The 14,391-nt window shown below is 63.1% G+C and carries 11 protein-coding genes and 2 tRNA genes; all 13 read left to right on the top strand.

All coding sequences use genetic code 11. The features are described 5' to 3' along the window. The first annotated feature begins 151 nt into the window (after window positions 1–151). The 13 genes from dnaA (at window position 152) to ACR81A_RS00065 (ending at window position 14,383) form a co-directional block, all read left to right on the top strand. Window positions 152–1,543, top strand: a complete 1,392-nt coding sequence (gene dnaA, locus ACR81A_RS00005) for a chromosomal replication initiator protein DnaA (RefSeq protein ID WP_237462275.1) — start codon at window positions 152–154, stop codon at window positions 1,541–1,543. Window positions 1,544–1,929: 386 nt separating this feature from the next. Beyond that, window positions 1,930–3,072, top strand: a complete 1,143-nt coding sequence (gene dnaN, locus ACR81A_RS00010) for a DNA polymerase III subunit beta (RefSeq protein WP_440312186.1) — start codon at window positions 1,930–1,932, stop codon at window positions 3,070–3,072. A 14-nt stretch (window positions 3,073–3,086) separates the two neighbouring features. Next, on the top strand, window positions 3,087–4,262 hold the full coding sequence (gene recF, locus ACR81A_RS00015; RefSeq protein WP_202380508.1) for a DNA replication/repair protein RecF: 1,176 nt from the start codon (window positions 3,087–3,089) through the stop codon (window positions 4,260–4,262). Continuing rightward, on the top strand, window positions 4,262–4,750 hold the full coding sequence (locus ACR81A_RS00020) for a DUF721 domain-containing protein (protein WP_202380507.1): 489 nt from the start codon (window positions 4,262–4,264) through the stop codon (window positions 4,748–4,750). Before recF ends, ACR81A_RS00020 begins: the two co-directional genes overlap by 1 nt. A 173-nt stretch (window positions 4,751–4,923) precedes the next feature. Further along, window positions 4,924–6,918, top strand: a complete 1,995-nt coding sequence (gene gyrB / locus ACR81A_RS00025; protein WP_202380506.1) for a DNA topoisomerase (ATP-hydrolyzing) subunit B — start codon at window positions 4,924–4,926, stop codon at window positions 6,916–6,918. Further along, on the top strand, window positions 6,896–9,481 hold the full coding sequence (gene gyrA / locus ACR81A_RS00030) for a DNA gyrase subunit A (protein ID WP_237462161.1): 2,586 nt from the start codon (window positions 6,896–6,898) through the stop codon (window positions 9,479–9,481). Before gyrB ends, gyrA begins: the two co-directional genes overlap by 23 nt. Beyond that, window positions 9,474–9,881 (top strand): DUF3566 domain-containing protein, encoded by a 408-nt coding sequence (locus tag ACR81A_RS00035; RefSeq protein WP_202380505.1) that lies wholly within the window; start codon window positions 9,474–9,476, stop codon window positions 9,879–9,881. The genes gyrA and ACR81A_RS00035 overlap by 8 nt, the downstream gene beginning before the upstream one ends. A gap of 198 nt (window positions 9,882–10,079) precedes the next feature. Further along, window positions 10,080–10,153, top strand: a tRNA-Ile gene (locus tag ACR81A_RS00040). 29 nt (window positions 10,154–10,182) lie between these two features. After that, window positions 10,183–10,255: transfer RNA gene (locus ACR81A_RS00045), tRNA-Ala, on the top strand. Window positions 10,256–10,401: 146 nt separating this feature from the next. Continuing rightward, window positions 10,402–11,727, top strand: a complete 1,326-nt coding sequence (locus ACR81A_RS00050; RefSeq protein ID WP_440312187.1) for a histidine kinase — start codon at window positions 10,402–10,404, stop codon at window positions 11,725–11,727. Then, window positions 11,715–12,413, top strand: coding sequence for a response regulator transcription factor (locus ACR81A_RS00055; RefSeq protein WP_202380503.1), 699 nt, complete (start codon window positions 11,715–11,717; stop codon window positions 12,411–12,413). Before ACR81A_RS00050 ends, ACR81A_RS00055 begins: the two co-directional genes overlap by 13 nt. Beyond that, complete coding sequence (locus ACR81A_RS00060) at window positions 12,410–13,321, top strand: hypothetical protein (RefSeq protein WP_440312188.1); 912 nt, start codon at window positions 12,410–12,412, stop codon at window positions 13,319–13,321. The genes ACR81A_RS00055 and ACR81A_RS00060 overlap by 4 nt, the downstream gene beginning before the upstream one ends. Window positions 13,322–13,330: 9 nt before the next feature. Next, window positions 13,331–14,383, top strand: coding sequence for an alpha/beta hydrolase (locus tag ACR81A_RS00065; RefSeq protein WP_440312189.1), 1,053 nt, complete (start codon window positions 13,331–13,333; stop codon window positions 14,381–14,383). Window positions 14,384–14,391 lie beyond the last annotated feature (8 nt).

The following is a 14,391-nucleotide window of genomic DNA, read 5'->3' on the forward strand; positions in this document are numbered from 1 at the left end:
ACAAGATCGCCGAAATTCCCCCGAGTTTTGGTTCACCTTCTGTGGATAAGCCTGGGTATAACATCGTTCAACCACCACTACGAACGAGCCGGGTATTTGCGTGACTGAGGACGAAGTACAAGAGGTCTGGGACCGCGTGACCCAGGCTGTGATGGCCGACCCTGCTGTCGGTCCCGCTGTCGGCGCACAGCTGGCGCTCGCCCTGCCCCGCGGTATTGCGGCCGGCACCCTCTACCTCGCGGTGCAGCTCGAGTTCACCCTCAAGCTCCTTGAAAACCGACTGCGCCCGGCGATCATGACGGCGATTGCCGCGATCCCCGACGCACAGGAGATCCAGAATTTCGTGGTAATCGTCGATGAGGACGCACACCCCTCTCTTGACCCTGAGCCGGTTGCGGAGGCGCCTGCGGCTGCCGCGCCGGTCGCCCCGTTCGACGAGCCGAGCGCTCGCCCCGAACCGACTCGCCCCGTACACGAGCCGCGTGGGCGGCACGGCGGGGATGATCCCGGGGATAGTCGACTCAACGAGAAGTACCGCTTCGACAGCTTTGTGATCGGCCAGTCAAACCGCTTTGCACACGCTGCTGCGGTTGCCGTTGCCGAGGCACCCGCACGCGCGTACAACCCGCTCTTCATCTACGGTGATTCGGGGCTCGGTAAGACTCACCTGCTGCACGCAATCGGGCACTACGCCCGGGAGCTCTTCCCCGAGGTGCGCGTGCGCTATGTGAGCTCCGAGGACTTCACGAACGACTTCATCAACTCGATCGCGAACAACCAGGGTGCCGCTTTCCACGCGCGGTACCGCAGCGTGGACATCTTGCTCGTGGACGACATCCAGTTCCTCGAAGACAAGGTGGAGACTCAGGAAGCCTTCTTCCACACGTTCAATACCCTGCACGACCACAACAAGCAGGTGGTCATCACCAGCGATGTGCAGCCAAAGCAACTGCGGGGCTTCGAGGAGCGCATGCTCTCTCGCTTCGAGTGGGGTCTGCTCACCGATATCCAGGCGCCTGACCTCGAAACACGTATCGCGATCCTTCGGAAGAAGGCGCAGCGCGAGAACCTCGAAATCGACCACAACATCCTTGAGTTCATCGCGAGCAAGTTCTCCTCGAACATTCGCGAGCTCGAGGGCACCCTCATCCGGGTCACCGCGTACGCGAGCCTGAATCAGCAGCGGATCGACATGGCGCTGGTCCACACCGTGCTCAAGGATCTCATCACCCTTGACGCCGACAACGAGGTACAGCCCTCGGACATCATTAGCCGCACGGCGGAGTACTTCGATCTCTCGGTTGATGATCTGTACGGACCCACGCGTGCCCAGCAGATCGCCACCGCGCGCCAGATCGCGATGTACCTGTGCCGCGAGCTCACCCCGCTGTCGCTTCCGAAGATCGGTCAGCTCTTCGGAGGGCGCGATCACACAACGGTCATGTACGCGCACAAGAAGATCTCGCAGCTCATTGCTGAACGTCGTTCAATCTACAACCAGGTGACCGAGCTCACCACGCGCATCAAACAGGGCACGCGGTGAGACGAGTTATCCACAACTGTGACAAGATCTGTGGATAGCTGGGGAGAACTCGCGCGTTTCTGTGGAAGAAATCCACAGGCCTGTGAGTGGGACTCCGTCTCACAACTTTCTTGTCACTCCGCGGAAGTGGATCTATCCCAAGCCTGCCAACAAGTGACACAGCTGTAGTTCCCTGTGGTCGACAAAGAAGTTGTGACTTATCCACACAATCCACAGCCGTTAACACTGTTAACAATTTCTCTTATTTTTTGTCACAAACTCGATCACGCGATCGAGCGGGACTCAAAGTGGCGTGACACGCCCTTTGGATGCTCCTCCTCGCGGAGTGTGCAAAGATTGTGAAGCCCATCGACTCAGCCACGCTCACGGGCGGAAGGAGCATCCCCATGCGATTCACCGTTAACCGTGATGTCTTTAGTGAGGCCGTTTCGTTTGCGGTGAAATTGCTTCCGCAGCGTCCGACGCAGCCACTGCTCAGTGGTGCACTCATCGAGGCTGAAGGTGAAAGCCTCACCGTCTCTTCTTTTGACTACGAAGTTTCTGCTCGCACGAGCGTTCTTGCGCAGGTCACTGAGGCCGGTCGAGCACTTGTTTCTGGTCGGTTGCTGAGCGAGATCGCGCAGCGACTTCCGCACGCCGACGTCGAGGTCACTCTCCTCGAGAGCCGCGTCGAAGTTCGGTGTGGCTCGGCGTCATTCAGCCTCCCGGCAATGCCGGTTGAGGAGTACCCGCAGATTCCCCGCGTCGACGCAGTCTCGGGCGCCGTACCTGCTGACGTTTTTTCGGACGCTATTGCGCAGGTCTCTCTTGCAGCTTCGAAGGACGACGTCACCCCCGTGATCACGGGCGTACAGTTCGAAATCAGCGAGAACTCGTTGACACTGACCGCGACCGACCGGTACCGCGTGGCTACCCGTGGAATCGACTGGGAACACGCGGGTGATCAAGACGCGCTCTCCGCTCTGGTTCCCTCGAAGATCGTCACCGAAGTCGGCAAGACCTTCTCGGGTGACGGCCAGGTCAACGTTTCCATCATCAAGGACGGCGAACGCGAGCTCATCGCCTTCACCGGGGGCACCAAGACGGTCACGTCGCTGCTCATCAAGGGCAACTATCCGCCGGTCGGACGGCTTTTCCCGGAGAGCGTTGACAACTACGCAGTGGTGAACACCGCCGAGCTCGTTGAAGCAGTGGGTCGTGTGGGTCTAGTGCTCGAGCGCGAGGCAGCGCTTCGATTCTCTTTTGCTGAGGGAACGGTGACGCTTGAGGCGGCCGGAACCGAGTCCGCTCAGGCGGTCGAGACCGTGGACGCTCACCTGGTCGGAGAGGAAATGGTGGTGTCGCTGAAGCCCCAGTTCCTGCTTGATGGTCTGCGTTCAACTCATTCCGAGTATGCGCGAATTGCATTCACGCGCACGGACAACCCGGGCAAGCCGGGTCCCGTGCTGATCACGAGTCAGCGCAGCAAGGACGAGGTAGACGAGGAGAGCTTCAAGTATCTCCTCCAGCCCAACCTGCTGTTGCGCTAGGAAACGGGGGAGCGGTGCGGGTTGCACATCTCTCGCTCGGCGATTTTCGAAACTACCGCACCGCTGAGCTCGCGCTCGAACCCGGCCCGAACTTGATCGTTGGCCGCAATGGTCAGGGCAAGACCAACCTCGTCGAGGCGATCGGTTACTTTGCCTCGCTGCGTTCTCATCGTGTCACGGGGGATGCCGCACTTGTTCGTGCGGGGGCAGAATCGGCGATCGCGCGACTCCGCGTCATCGCTGTCGATCGGGAAGTGTTGCTTGAGCTCCAGATCAATCGCGACCGGCCGAACCGCGCACAGGTCAATCGAAATGTGAGTCGCCCGCGAGAGGTAACTCGCTGGTTCGCAGCCGTGTTGTTTGCACCGGAAGACCTCACAATCGTTCGTGGAGAGCCATCCTTACGGCGCCGCTTCCTCGATGAATCTCTCGTTCTCCGCCACCCGGTGGCTGCGGGCGCTCTTTCTGACTATGAACGAGTGGTGCGCCAGCGCACCGCGCTGCTGAAGTCGTCGCGCGGGCGAAGTGGCCCACCGAGCGCGGCGCTTGAAGTGTGGGACGAACAGCTCGCGAACTTCGGCGCGCAGATCATGCTGGCGAGACGCGAACTCGCGCGAGATCTACAGCCCATTCTTGACACCAGCTACGCATCGCTCGTCGAGCAGGATCATCGACCAAGCTTGCAGCTGAGCGAATCTGTCCGAGACGTGGTGCAGGAGGGTGTTTCACGTGAAACACCCTCGATGGCTGAACTCGCTACCGTTTCACGTGAAACACTCACGGCCGAGATCCGCACCGCGCTCGAGAAGGTGCACTCCAAAGAGATTGAGCGCGGAGTCACACTTGTCGGACCGCACCGCGACGACCTGCTTCTCGGCCTCAACGATCTTCCAGTCAAGGGGTACGCCAGCCATGGCGAATCCTGGTCTTTTGCTCTCTCGCTCAAGCTCGCCCTCGCAGGACTCCTCCGCGAAGAATCGCCTGCGGGGGATCCGGTCATCATTCTGGATGATGTCTTCGCCGAGCTTGACGCGCGCCGCCGGGAGAGGCTGATGAGCGCTGTCCAGGACTACGAGCAAGTAATTGTGACCGCGGCGGTGGAAAGTGACGTCCCAGACGACGTATCCTGGCACCGGATTCATATCAAGGCCGGCGAGATTGTCGAGGCCGGCCCCGCGGGAGGTGCCTGATGCAGCAGGGCTCAGAGCTCGGTTTCGCGAGCGAGGCATACCTCCGCGCCAAGTCAGTCTGGCGCGGGCGGCCAGTCCGCCGGCGCCAGCGGATTGCTGCAGATGGTCCCGGGGGGCAGGCCTTCGGAATTGGCCGAGACCCACGGGCACTCGGGGATGTACTCTCCACCATGGCCGGCGAGATGGGGTGGAGTCTTGAGCTCGAGCAGGCTCGGATTATGGGGGAGTGGCCGGAGTTTGCCGGGGCGGCAACCGCTGAGCACACGACGGTGATGGGAATCTCTCACGGCGTCCTTCAGATTCAGTGCGATTCGACCACCTGGGCAACTGAGCTTCGCCGCCTTCGCGCGGAGATGCTTACGCGGCTCCTCCGGGAGTACCCCGGTGCAGAAGTTCGCGATATTCGTTTCCTTGCTCCAGGCGCTCCGAGCTGGCGTCACGGACCGCGGACCGTCCCGGGCCGTGGCCCGAGGGACACGTACGGCTAGGCGACCACCTTCCTCTGCGAGGCACAACTAGCAAAGGGGCGATCCCGCAGGAAAACCCCACCCCACCGGCCCAGAATCCCGGCTCCGACGCGGGATTCTTGATAGACTGGTGTGCGGAAGTATCTGGGGTCAAACGACGCTCTGAGACGCCAAGAAAAGGATCATTCACAGGCATGAGTTCAGAACAGGCCGCAGCCGCGGAAGAGTACGGCGCCGGCGCAATTCAGGTGCTTGAGGGCCTCGAAGCGGTTCGCAAGCGTCCTGGCATGTACATCGGCTCGACTGGCCCCCGGGGCCTGCACCACCTGGTGTACGAGATCGTTGACAACTCCGTTGATGAGGCGCTCGCAGGATACTGCGACACGATCAACGTGACGATTCTCCCGGACGGTGGTGTCCGGGTCATCGACAATGGTCGCGGTATTCCTGTCGACCCTCACCCCACCGAGGGGCGCTCGACCGTCGAGGTCGTACTCACGGTGCTGCACGCCGGCGGAAAGTTTGGCGGCGGCGGGTACGCGGTTTCGGGCGGCCTCCACGGCGTCGGATCCTCGGTAGTGAACGCCCTCTCAACGCGATTTGCTGTCGCGGTGAAGCGTCAAGGTTTCACGTGGAACATGTCGTTTACGGGGAGCGTTCCCGACGCGCCGTTGGCGCAGGGCGAACCCACCGAGGAAACCGGCACCACGATTAGTTTCTGGCCGAGCGCCGAGATCTTCGAGACGGTCGACTTCGACTACCAGACGCTGCGTACTCGTTTCCAGCAGATGGCCTTCCTGAACAAGGGCCTCAAAATCACACTGACTGACGAGCGCCCGCAGGAAGCGGTCGAGAACGCCGACGGCGAGCTCGTGATTCCGGCCGCTCCCCACGATGAGTTCCTGTATGAAAAGGGCATCGAGGACTACGTCGAGCATCTGAACTCAGCGAAGCGCGCCACCCTGGTCCACGAAGAGATCATTTCGTTCGACTCGGAAGACACAGAGCGCAAGATCGCGGTAGAGATCGCGATGCAGTGGACGGATGCGTACACCGAGAGCGTGCACACCTACGCCAACACGATCAACACCCACGAGGGCGGCACCCACGAAGAGGGTTTCCGTGCGGCGCTCACCACGCTGGTGAACCGCTACGCGCGCGACAAGAACATTCTTCGCGAGAAGGACGACAACCTCTCGGGCGACGACGTGCGTGAGGGCCTCACCGCAGTCATCTCAGTAAAGCTGGGAGAACCGCAGTTCGAGGGCCAGACGAAGACGAAGCTCGGAAACACCGAGGCGAAGGCCTTTGTGCAGAAGGTAGTGGGTGATCAGCTGGGGGACTGGCTCGAGCGGAACCCTGGTCCGGCCAAGGACATTATCCGGAAGGCGATTCAGGCGGCCACCGCTCGACTCGCCGCGCGGAAGGCTCGCGAGACCGCACGACGCAAGAGCGTGCTGGAGTCCGGGGGCATGCCCGGCAAGCTTTCCGATTGCACCAGCAAGGATCCCACGATCTCCGAGATCTTCATCGTGGAGGGCGACTCCGCAGGTGGTTCCGCGAAAACCGGCCGTAATCCTCACACCCAGGCGATCCTGCCGCTGCGCGGAAAGATCCTGAACGTTGAGAAGGCTCGTCTCGATCGTGCGCTCAACAACGCCGAAGTGCAGGCAATGATCACGGCATTTGGTGCCGGCATCGGCGAAGAGTTCGATCCCGAAAAAGTTCGGTACCACAAGATCGTGCTCATGGCCGATGCTGACGTTGATGGACAGCACATCACGACGCTGCTCCTCACGCTGCTCTTCCGCTACATGCGTCCGCTCATTGATCTTGGCTACGTGTACCTCGCTCAGCCACCGCTGTACCGGATCAAGTGGACAAACGCCGATCACGAGTACGTGTACAGCGATGATGAGCGCGACGAACGACTCGCAGCAGGCGCCGAGAACGGTCGACGCCTCATGAAGGAGAGTGGCGTGCAGCGCTACAAGGGCCTGGGCGAGATGAACCACGAAGAGCTGTGGGACACCACGATGAACCCCGAGACCCGCACACTGCTGCAGGTCACCATGGAAGACGCGGCCGCTGCTGACGAGATCTTTGCCACCCTGATGGGGGAAGACGTCGAAGCACGCCGCTCGTTTATCCAGCAGAACGCGAAGGATGTGCGATTCCTTGACATCTGAGAATCAGACCCCGGAGACCGATCCCGTGACCGACGAGACCCAGCCGGAAGAGCACGCCGTTCACGGACGGATCGATCAGGTCGATCTGCAGCTCGAGATGCAGCGCTCGTACCTCGACTACGCCATGAGCGTGATCGTGGGCCGTGCGCTGCCCGATGTGCGTGACGGCCTCAAGCCCGTGCACCGCCGCGTCATCTACACGATGTACGACGGGGGATACCGCCCGGACAAGGCGTTCTCGAAGTGCACGCGTGTCATCGGAGACGTGATGGGCCAGTTCCATCCGCATGGCGACAGCGCGGTCTACGACTCGTTGGTGCGCCTCGTGCAGCCGTGGTCGCTTCGATACCCGCTTGCATTGGGACAGGGAAACTTCGGCTCACCCGGCAACGACGGTGCCGCAGCTCACCGATACACCGAGACCAAGATGTCCCCGCTCGCCATGGAGATGGTGCGCGATATCGACGAGGACACCGTCAATTTCCAGGACAACTACGATGGGCGAACGCAGGAACCGACGGTTCTCACGAGCCGTTTCCCAAACTTGCTTGTCAACGGCTCCGTGGGTATTGCAGTGGGCATGGCCACGAACATCCCTCCCCACAACCTTCGTGAGGTTTCTGAGGGAGCGATCTGGCACCTTGAGCACCCCGACGCAACGCGCGAGGAGTTGCTTGAAGCGCTCATGGAGCGCGTGCACGGACCAGACTTCCCGACCGGGGCACAGATCCTGGGTACGAAGGGTATTCGCGAGGCCTACCGGACCGGCCGCGGCTCGATCACAATGCGAGCAGTGGTCAACATTGAGGAAATCCAGGGCCGTACCTGCCTCGTGGTGACGGAGCTCCCGTACCAGGTGAACCCGGACAACCTCGCGGTCAAGATCGCCGACCTCGTCAAGGAAAACAAGGTGCAGGGCATCGCGGATATCCGCGATGAGACGAGTGGTCGTACGGGTCAGCGTCTGGTGATCGTGCTCAAGCGCGATGCCATTCCGAAGGTTGTGTTGAACAACCTCTACAAGCACACGCAGCTGCAGGAAAACTTCGGCGCGAACATGCTCGCGATTGTCGATGGTGTGCCGCGCACGCTGTCGCTTGACGGGTTCATCACCGCCTGGGCAAAGCACCAGGTTGAGGTTATTGTTCGCCGCACGGAGTACCGCCTGCGGAAGGCCGAAGCCGAGGCACACATCCAGCGCGGCTACCTGAAAGCGCTCGACGCGCTCGACGAGGTCATCGCGCTGATCCGGCGTTCGCCGACCGTGGAGGAAGCACGCGAAGGGCTCATGCAGCTCCTCGATGTCGACCAGATCCAGGCCGACGCGATCCTCGGACTGCAGCTTCGCCGCCTCGCGGCAATGGAACGGCAGAAGATCCTGGACCTCGCTGCGAAGCTCGAGGCCCAGATTGCGGAGTACCAGGGGATCCTGGCATCGCCGACTGAGCAGCGCAGCATCATTGTCACGGAGCTCAGTGAGCTCGTTGACAAGTTCGGCGATGAGCGGCGCTCGACGATCCTGCACGGGTTTGATGGCGACATGTCGATGGAAGACCTCATCCCCGAAGAGGAGATGGTGGTGACGGTCACCCGCGGTGGCTACGTGAAGCGTACGCGGATCGACAACTACCGCTCGCAGCACCGCGGCGGCAAGGGTGTCAAGGGTGCGCAGCTGCGCGCAGACGACATTGTCGAGCACTTCTTCGTGACGACCACCCACCACTGGCTGCTGTTCTTCACGAACACGGGGCGGGTGTACCGCGCGAAGACGTACGAAATTCCTGAGGGCGGGCGCGACGCAAAGGGCCAGCACCTGGCGAACCTGCTCGCCCTGGCTCCCGATGAGACCGTCACGCAGATTCTCGATGTGCGTGACTTCGAGAGTGGTTACCTCCTTCTTGCAACCCGTGACGGGCTCGTCAAGAAGACTGCGCTCGGGGAGTACGACACGAATCGTACGGGCGGCATCATCGCGATCAAGCTTCGCGACGGCGATGAACTTGTTTCTGCGCTGATCGCTGAGGCGGATGATGATGTGCTGCTGGTCTCACGACACGGCATGTCCGTTCGATTTACTGCCTCTGATCAGGCTCTTCGTCCCATGGGTCGCTCGACGAGCGGCGTTCGCGGCATGAACTTCCGCGATGATGACGCGCTGCTCTCTGCCTCCCGCGTGAGCGACGAGGGCGGGTTCGTGTTCGTCGTGACTGAGGGCGGCTACGCGAAGCGCACCGCCGCGAACGAGTACCGCGTGCAGCAGCGCGGCGGCTTCGGCATCAAGGTTGCAAAGCTTGATGAGAACCGTGGCGATCTCGTGGGTGCGCTGATCGTGGACGAGGCGGACGAGGTCTTGGTCGTGCTTGCAAGCGGCAAGGTCGTGCGGTCGAACGTGTCCGAGGTTCCCGCAAAGGGTCGGAACACAATGGGCGTCGTGTTTGCACGATTCCCAGAGGCGGACCGTATTATTGGCATCGCGCGAAATTCGGAACGCGGGCTCGACGACGCTGAGTCCGAAGCACCGGGCGCCGAGACCGCGGAAAACGAGGAAGACCTGAATGAGTAATACTGTTGCCGACAAGCTGGCCAAGAAGACCCGCAAGAAGGCTCCTGCAAAGCAGGTCCGACTGAAGCTCGTCTACGTCGACTTCTGGTCTGCGGTGAAGTTCTCCTTCCTGGTGTCCATCTGCTTCGCCATCGTGGGCATCGTCGCGACGATCCTCGTGTACACGGTCCTGCTGCAGACGGGTGTGTTCAGCCAGGTTGATTCGCTCTTCATGGACATCGTGGGTGAGGACAAGAGCCTCATGAAGATCATTGGGTTCCCGCAGGTGCTGGGACTCTCGGTGGTTGTCGGGATTCTGAACGTGATCGTCGGCACCGCGCTTGGCGCGATCGCCTCGCTGGTCTACAACCTGCTGGTGCGCGTACTGGGTGGTTTCCAGCTCGGTTTCACGAGCAACTAAACGCGCTTCAGAAGCAGAAACGGGGCACCGGCCTACCGAGGATAAGACTCGGTTGGGGGACCGGTGCCCTTCCCGTTTCCCGGGTGTGTCGCCCGGGAGACCGGGGCCCAAATGCCGCGAAATTCCGCGCAACGCGCCCGAAATGCGAACTGGATTTCAACTTTCGTTTCTCTTCCGGTAAAGTTACTTTCTGGTCGAGGGGCTATAGCTCAGGTGGTTAGAGCGCTTCACTGATAATGAAGAGGTCCCAGGTTCAAGTCCTGGTAGCCCCACCGATTTGCATGATAATGTTGATCGAAACGGGTCCTTAACTCAGTTGGTAGAGTGCCTGCTTTGCAAGCAGGATGTCGGGAGTTCGATTCTCCCAGGATCCACGGCCAGAAATCACCCCCGGGCAATGCCCGGGGGTGATTTGCGTTTCCGGGGTCTCCGAACCACGGACCCGGGTAGGGAAACCCCGAACCGAGCTGTCTGGTCGGCCGGGTGGGCAGACGCCGCCCGAGGGGCCAAACTGAGAAGCATGAGCAGTTCTTCGGCCCCAGCGGCCCACACCGCGGCAGGTGCACAAGCAGCAAGCGCACAGCCCGCCACGCCCGCATCGGCATCACGTCCTCCGTTGCGCCTCGCCCTCACGATTCTCCACCTCGCCGCGCTCGGCATCGGGGGGTGGATCGTCTTCACGATCCTGCTGGGACTTGCCAGTGTGGGCGTTGCGACCGCGATCGTCTTGGGCATCGGCCTCGTAATGCTCGTCGCCCTGGTCTACGCAATGTACGGCGTTGGTTGGTTCGAGATCGAGCGAGTGGCAGGATTGTACGCACTCGATGTCCCAGCACTTCGCCCCGTCTCGGCACGGGGTCCCGGCTTTGGTGGGTACCTGCGCGGGCTGTGGGCGCAGTTTTGCGACGGCCGCATGTGGCAGGCGCTCGGCAGCTTCATGAGCGCGACAGTGCTCGGTACCGTGGCGCTCGTGCTCGCGCAGAGCACCATTTGGGCCGGGATCAACGCTGCCTCGGGGCTCTTCGGGGGAATCGGCGCCCCGGATCCCGCGCTGGGCACACTGTTCGGGCTCTTCGACGAGCAGACATCGCCCTTCTGGGCACTGCTGGTGGTGCTCTTTGGCGCTGCGGGAATCTTCGGCCTTGCGCTGCTGCACCGTGCCATCACGGTGGCGATTATTCGTTCCGGCGCGCGCACCCAGCAGCTCACCTCAGATGCGCAGACCTCGGCCAGACAGCGGGCGGGCGCAGTGCGCGCCGCAGAGGTGGAGCGGACACGCATTGAGCGGGATCTGCACGACGGCGTTCAGCCGCGGCTCGTGTCGGTCGGCATGACGCTCGGGCTTGCCCAGCAGCAGATCGATGCGAACCCGGATGAGGCAAAGGCGCTCATCGCAGAGGCGCACACCTCGACGAAGGCGGCGATCACAGAACTGCGGCAACTGGCACGCGGTATCCACGCCTCCGTGCTCGACGATCGTGGGCTCGACGCGGCACTCTCCGCGCTCGCCGGCCGATCGCACATCCCCGTACTGCTCGACGTGCGTCTGGACGGGCGCTGCACGAAGGAGGCTGAGACCGCCGTGTACTTCGTGATCGCCGAATCGCTCACGAACGCGGCGAAGCACTCGCGGGCGAGCGAGTGCCGCGTGACGGTGCGCCTGCGCGACGGCGGCACGCTTTGGGCTCGAGTCGAGGATAACGGCATTGGCGGCGCACGCGTGCTGCCCGGTGGGGGACTCGACGGGATCTCGAACCGCGTGGTCGCGGCCGGCGGCACCATTCGACTCGACAGCCCGCAGGGCGGGCCCACGGCACTGGAGGTGAGCGTCCCATGCGCATCCTGATCTGCGAAGACTCCGTTCTGCTGCGTGAGGGGCTCGTGCGATTGCTCGAGCACTCCGGACACACTGTCGTCGCGGCACACCCCACCACGGAGGGGGTCCCCGAAGCGGTGCGCACCGAGGATCCCGAGCTCTGCATCCTCGATGTGCGGTTGCCCCCGACCTTCACCGACGAGGGGATCCGGCTGGCGCGCGCGCTCCGCGCGGAGCACCCCCAGCTCCCAGTGCTCGTGCTCTCGCAGTACGTCGAAGAGCGCTACGCGAGCGAACTCATTGCTGCGCAGGGCGGTGCCTTCGGGTACCTCCTGAAAGACCGCGTGGCCGATGTGGCTGAGTTCATCGACGCGGTCGATCGAATCGCGCACGGGGCGACGGTGCTCGACCCGGAAGTGGTCGCGCAGCTGCTCACGCGGCGAGGACGAGATGACCGCATGAGCGCGCTCACTGACCGCGAGCGCACGGTGCTCGCCGCCCTCGCCGAAGGACGCTCGAATCAGGCCATTGCGGCGTTGCTCTTCCTTTCGGAGGCAAGCGTCGAGAAACACATCACCGCAATCTTCCAGAAGCTCGGCCTCGAGCCGGACGAGTTCGGCAACCGCCGAGTGCTCGCCGCGATTGCGCACCTTGAAAGCACGGGCGCGGTGCCACCGCAGCCCAACACACCGCCCCAGACGGGAGCCACCCGATGACCACCATGCCGAACCCTCAGCCCACGCAGCCCGGAGCCGCACCGTACACCGCTCCGGCGGGTGATCTCCCGCCTCAGGGCCCCAGGGGGCCTCGTCGCCGCGGCACGGGCCCTGTAGCGATCGTCACGGCCGTGCTGGGCGGCGCGGCGCTTCTCGCAGTCGGCGCCTCAGCGGCGTCCGCGGTCGTGTGGAACCGCGGAAGCGATCAGCAGGGCGCTACAGCGGCCTCTGCGCGCGGGATCACCGAGCTTGAGCTGCACATCGGTGCCGCGGACTTTACGCTCGCCTACGGCGACGTTGTGGACGCGGAGCTCACTGTCCGCGGGGCGCAGGCTGACCGCGTGAAGCTGCGTCGCGATGGGGGAGCCCTCGTGCTCGACACCCCAGACCGTGTCGGAGCGGGCAGCTGCTGGTTTGGCTTCTGCCCGCCGGAACGCCGTATCGGCTCGAGCTCGATTACCCTCACATTGCCTGAGGCGTACCGCACCCAGCCTCTCGATGCCGATATTCAGCTCGCGGCAGGCCAGGTCACCGCGGAGGGCAGCTTCGGCGACGTGGAGGTCGAGATCGGGGCGGGCCGCGCGGAGCTCAACGGTGCTGCGCGCTCACTCGACGTGACCGTCGGCGTTGGCGAGTTCGTGGGCGAACTGAGCGGCGTGCGCACCGCGGACTTCGAGGTGTCGATGGGGGATGCTGACGCGACGCTCCGCGGGGCCGCACCCGATGCCGTGAACGTCGAAACCAGCCTTGGATCCGTGACGATGACACTGCCGGACGCCGAGTACCACGTGGACACGACGGTGACACTGGGCGACATCACCAATCGCCTGCGCACCTCGCCAACCTCGCCGCACACAATTACGGCGAACATCTCGGCTGGCGACCTCACACTGCGGAGCGCGTCCTAGACTACGAGCATGACGGAATGGTGCGGGGATGTGCTCGGTGCAGGGTTTTCTTGCACCGAGCTCGATCTCGGTGCGGACGAAGAAGGTCCGCTCTGCGCAACGCTCGTGCGGTGCCTGCCTGAGCCACTGAGTCTCTGGGAACGGATTCGCGGGCACGCGCCCCAGCTCGACGGCGTGGACGTGCTCTACGTCCACGGTTGGTCGGACTACTTCTTCCAGACCGAGCTGGCACACTTCTGGACGAGCCGCGGCGCCCGCTTCTACGCGCTCGACCTGCGCAAGTATGGGCGAAGCCTCCGCCCCGGGCAGACGCCGGGCTACATCGAACATCTCGAAGACTACGACGCCGAGATCGACCAGGCGGTTGCGTGCATCGCTGAGGAGGGCCCCGAGCGCGAGCTCGTGCTCCTCGGCCACTCCACGGGCGGCTTGGTTCTGAGCCTCTGGGCCGCGCGTCACCCCGGCGCAGCGGCGGCGCTTGTGTTGAACAGCCCCTGGCTCGAGTTTCAGCTGGCCACCGCGGGGCGGCAAGCGATCGCGCCCCTTGTCAGCCTGAGTGCCCGGATGACGCCGAAAGAGATGGCGCCACAGATCGATGCCGGGTACTACATGCGTGCGCAGCGGGAGGTTGGGCCGGCGGACGAACTTGCTCACCTCAATCTCGAGTGGCGGCCCGAACGTAGCCACACAATGTCGGCGGGATGGCTGCGAGCAATCCTCGCGGGCCATGAGCGCGTGAGCAAGGGCTTGGGGATCCCGATCCCGATCCAGGTACTGCTTTCTGAACGCTCGATCGCGCCACTTCGGTGGAGCGAGGATCTCACGCGTGCGGACACAGTGCTCGATGTCGAGGCGGTGGCGCGTGCCGCGCTCCGGCTCGGGCCCAGTGTGACCGTTGATCGTGTGAGTGGTGGATTGCACGACCTGTTTCTCTCAGCTCCGGCCCCACGCGCCGACGCGTATGACCGGCTCGAGCGGTGGCTGGTGGGGTGGCGAGCACAGACCGTCGCCATCGCCCGCGCTGCGGAGCGCCACCGGGGCGCTCACGGCGCGACAGGCTAGGCTCGGTG

The sequence above is a fragment of the Leucobacter chromiireducens genome (assembly GCF_051993095.1).
GTDB classification, from domain to species: Bacteria; Actinomycetota; Actinomycetes; order Actinomycetales; family Microbacteriaceae; genus Leucobacter; species Leucobacter chromiireducens.

Bases quoted from the DNA above. Each gene is read 5' to 3' on its own strand.
- dnaA (WP_237462275.1), top strand. From the start codon at position 152: ATGGCCGACCCTGCTGTCGGTCCCGCTGTCGGCGCACAGCTGGCGCTC.
- dnaN (WP_440312186.1), top strand. From the start codon at position 1,930: ATGCGATTCACCGTTAACCGTGATGTCTTTAGTGAGGCCGTTTCGTTT.
- ACR81A_RS00020 (WP_202380507.1), top strand. From the start codon at position 4,262: ATGCAGCAGGGCTCAGAGCTCGGTTTCGCGAGCGAGGCATACCTCCGC.
- gyrB (WP_202380506.1), top strand. From the start codon at position 4,924: ATGAGTTCAGAACAGGCCGCAGCCGCGGAAGAGTACGGCGCCGGCGCA.
- gyrA (WP_237462161.1), top strand. From the start codon at position 6,896: ATGTGCGATTCCTTGACATCTGAGAATCAGACCCCGGAGACCGATCCC.
- ACR81A_RS00035 (WP_202380505.1), top strand. From the start codon at position 9,474: ATGAGTAATACTGTTGCCGACAAGCTGGCCAAGAAGACCCGCAAGAAG.
- ACR81A_RS00050 (WP_440312187.1), top strand. From the start codon at position 10,402: ATGAGCAGTTCTTCGGCCCCAGCGGCCCACACCGCGGCAGGTGCACAA.
- ACR81A_RS00055 (WP_202380503.1), top strand. From the start codon at position 11,715: ATGCGCATCCTGATCTGCGAAGACTCCGTTCTGCTGCGTGAGGGGCTC.
- ACR81A_RS00060 (WP_440312188.1), top strand. From the start codon at position 12,410: ATGACCACCATGCCGAACCCTCAGCCCACGCAGCCCGGAGCCGCACCG.
- ACR81A_RS00065 (WP_440312189.1), top strand. From the start codon at position 13,331: ATGACGGAATGGTGCGGGGATGTGCTCGGTGCAGGGTTTTCTTGCACC.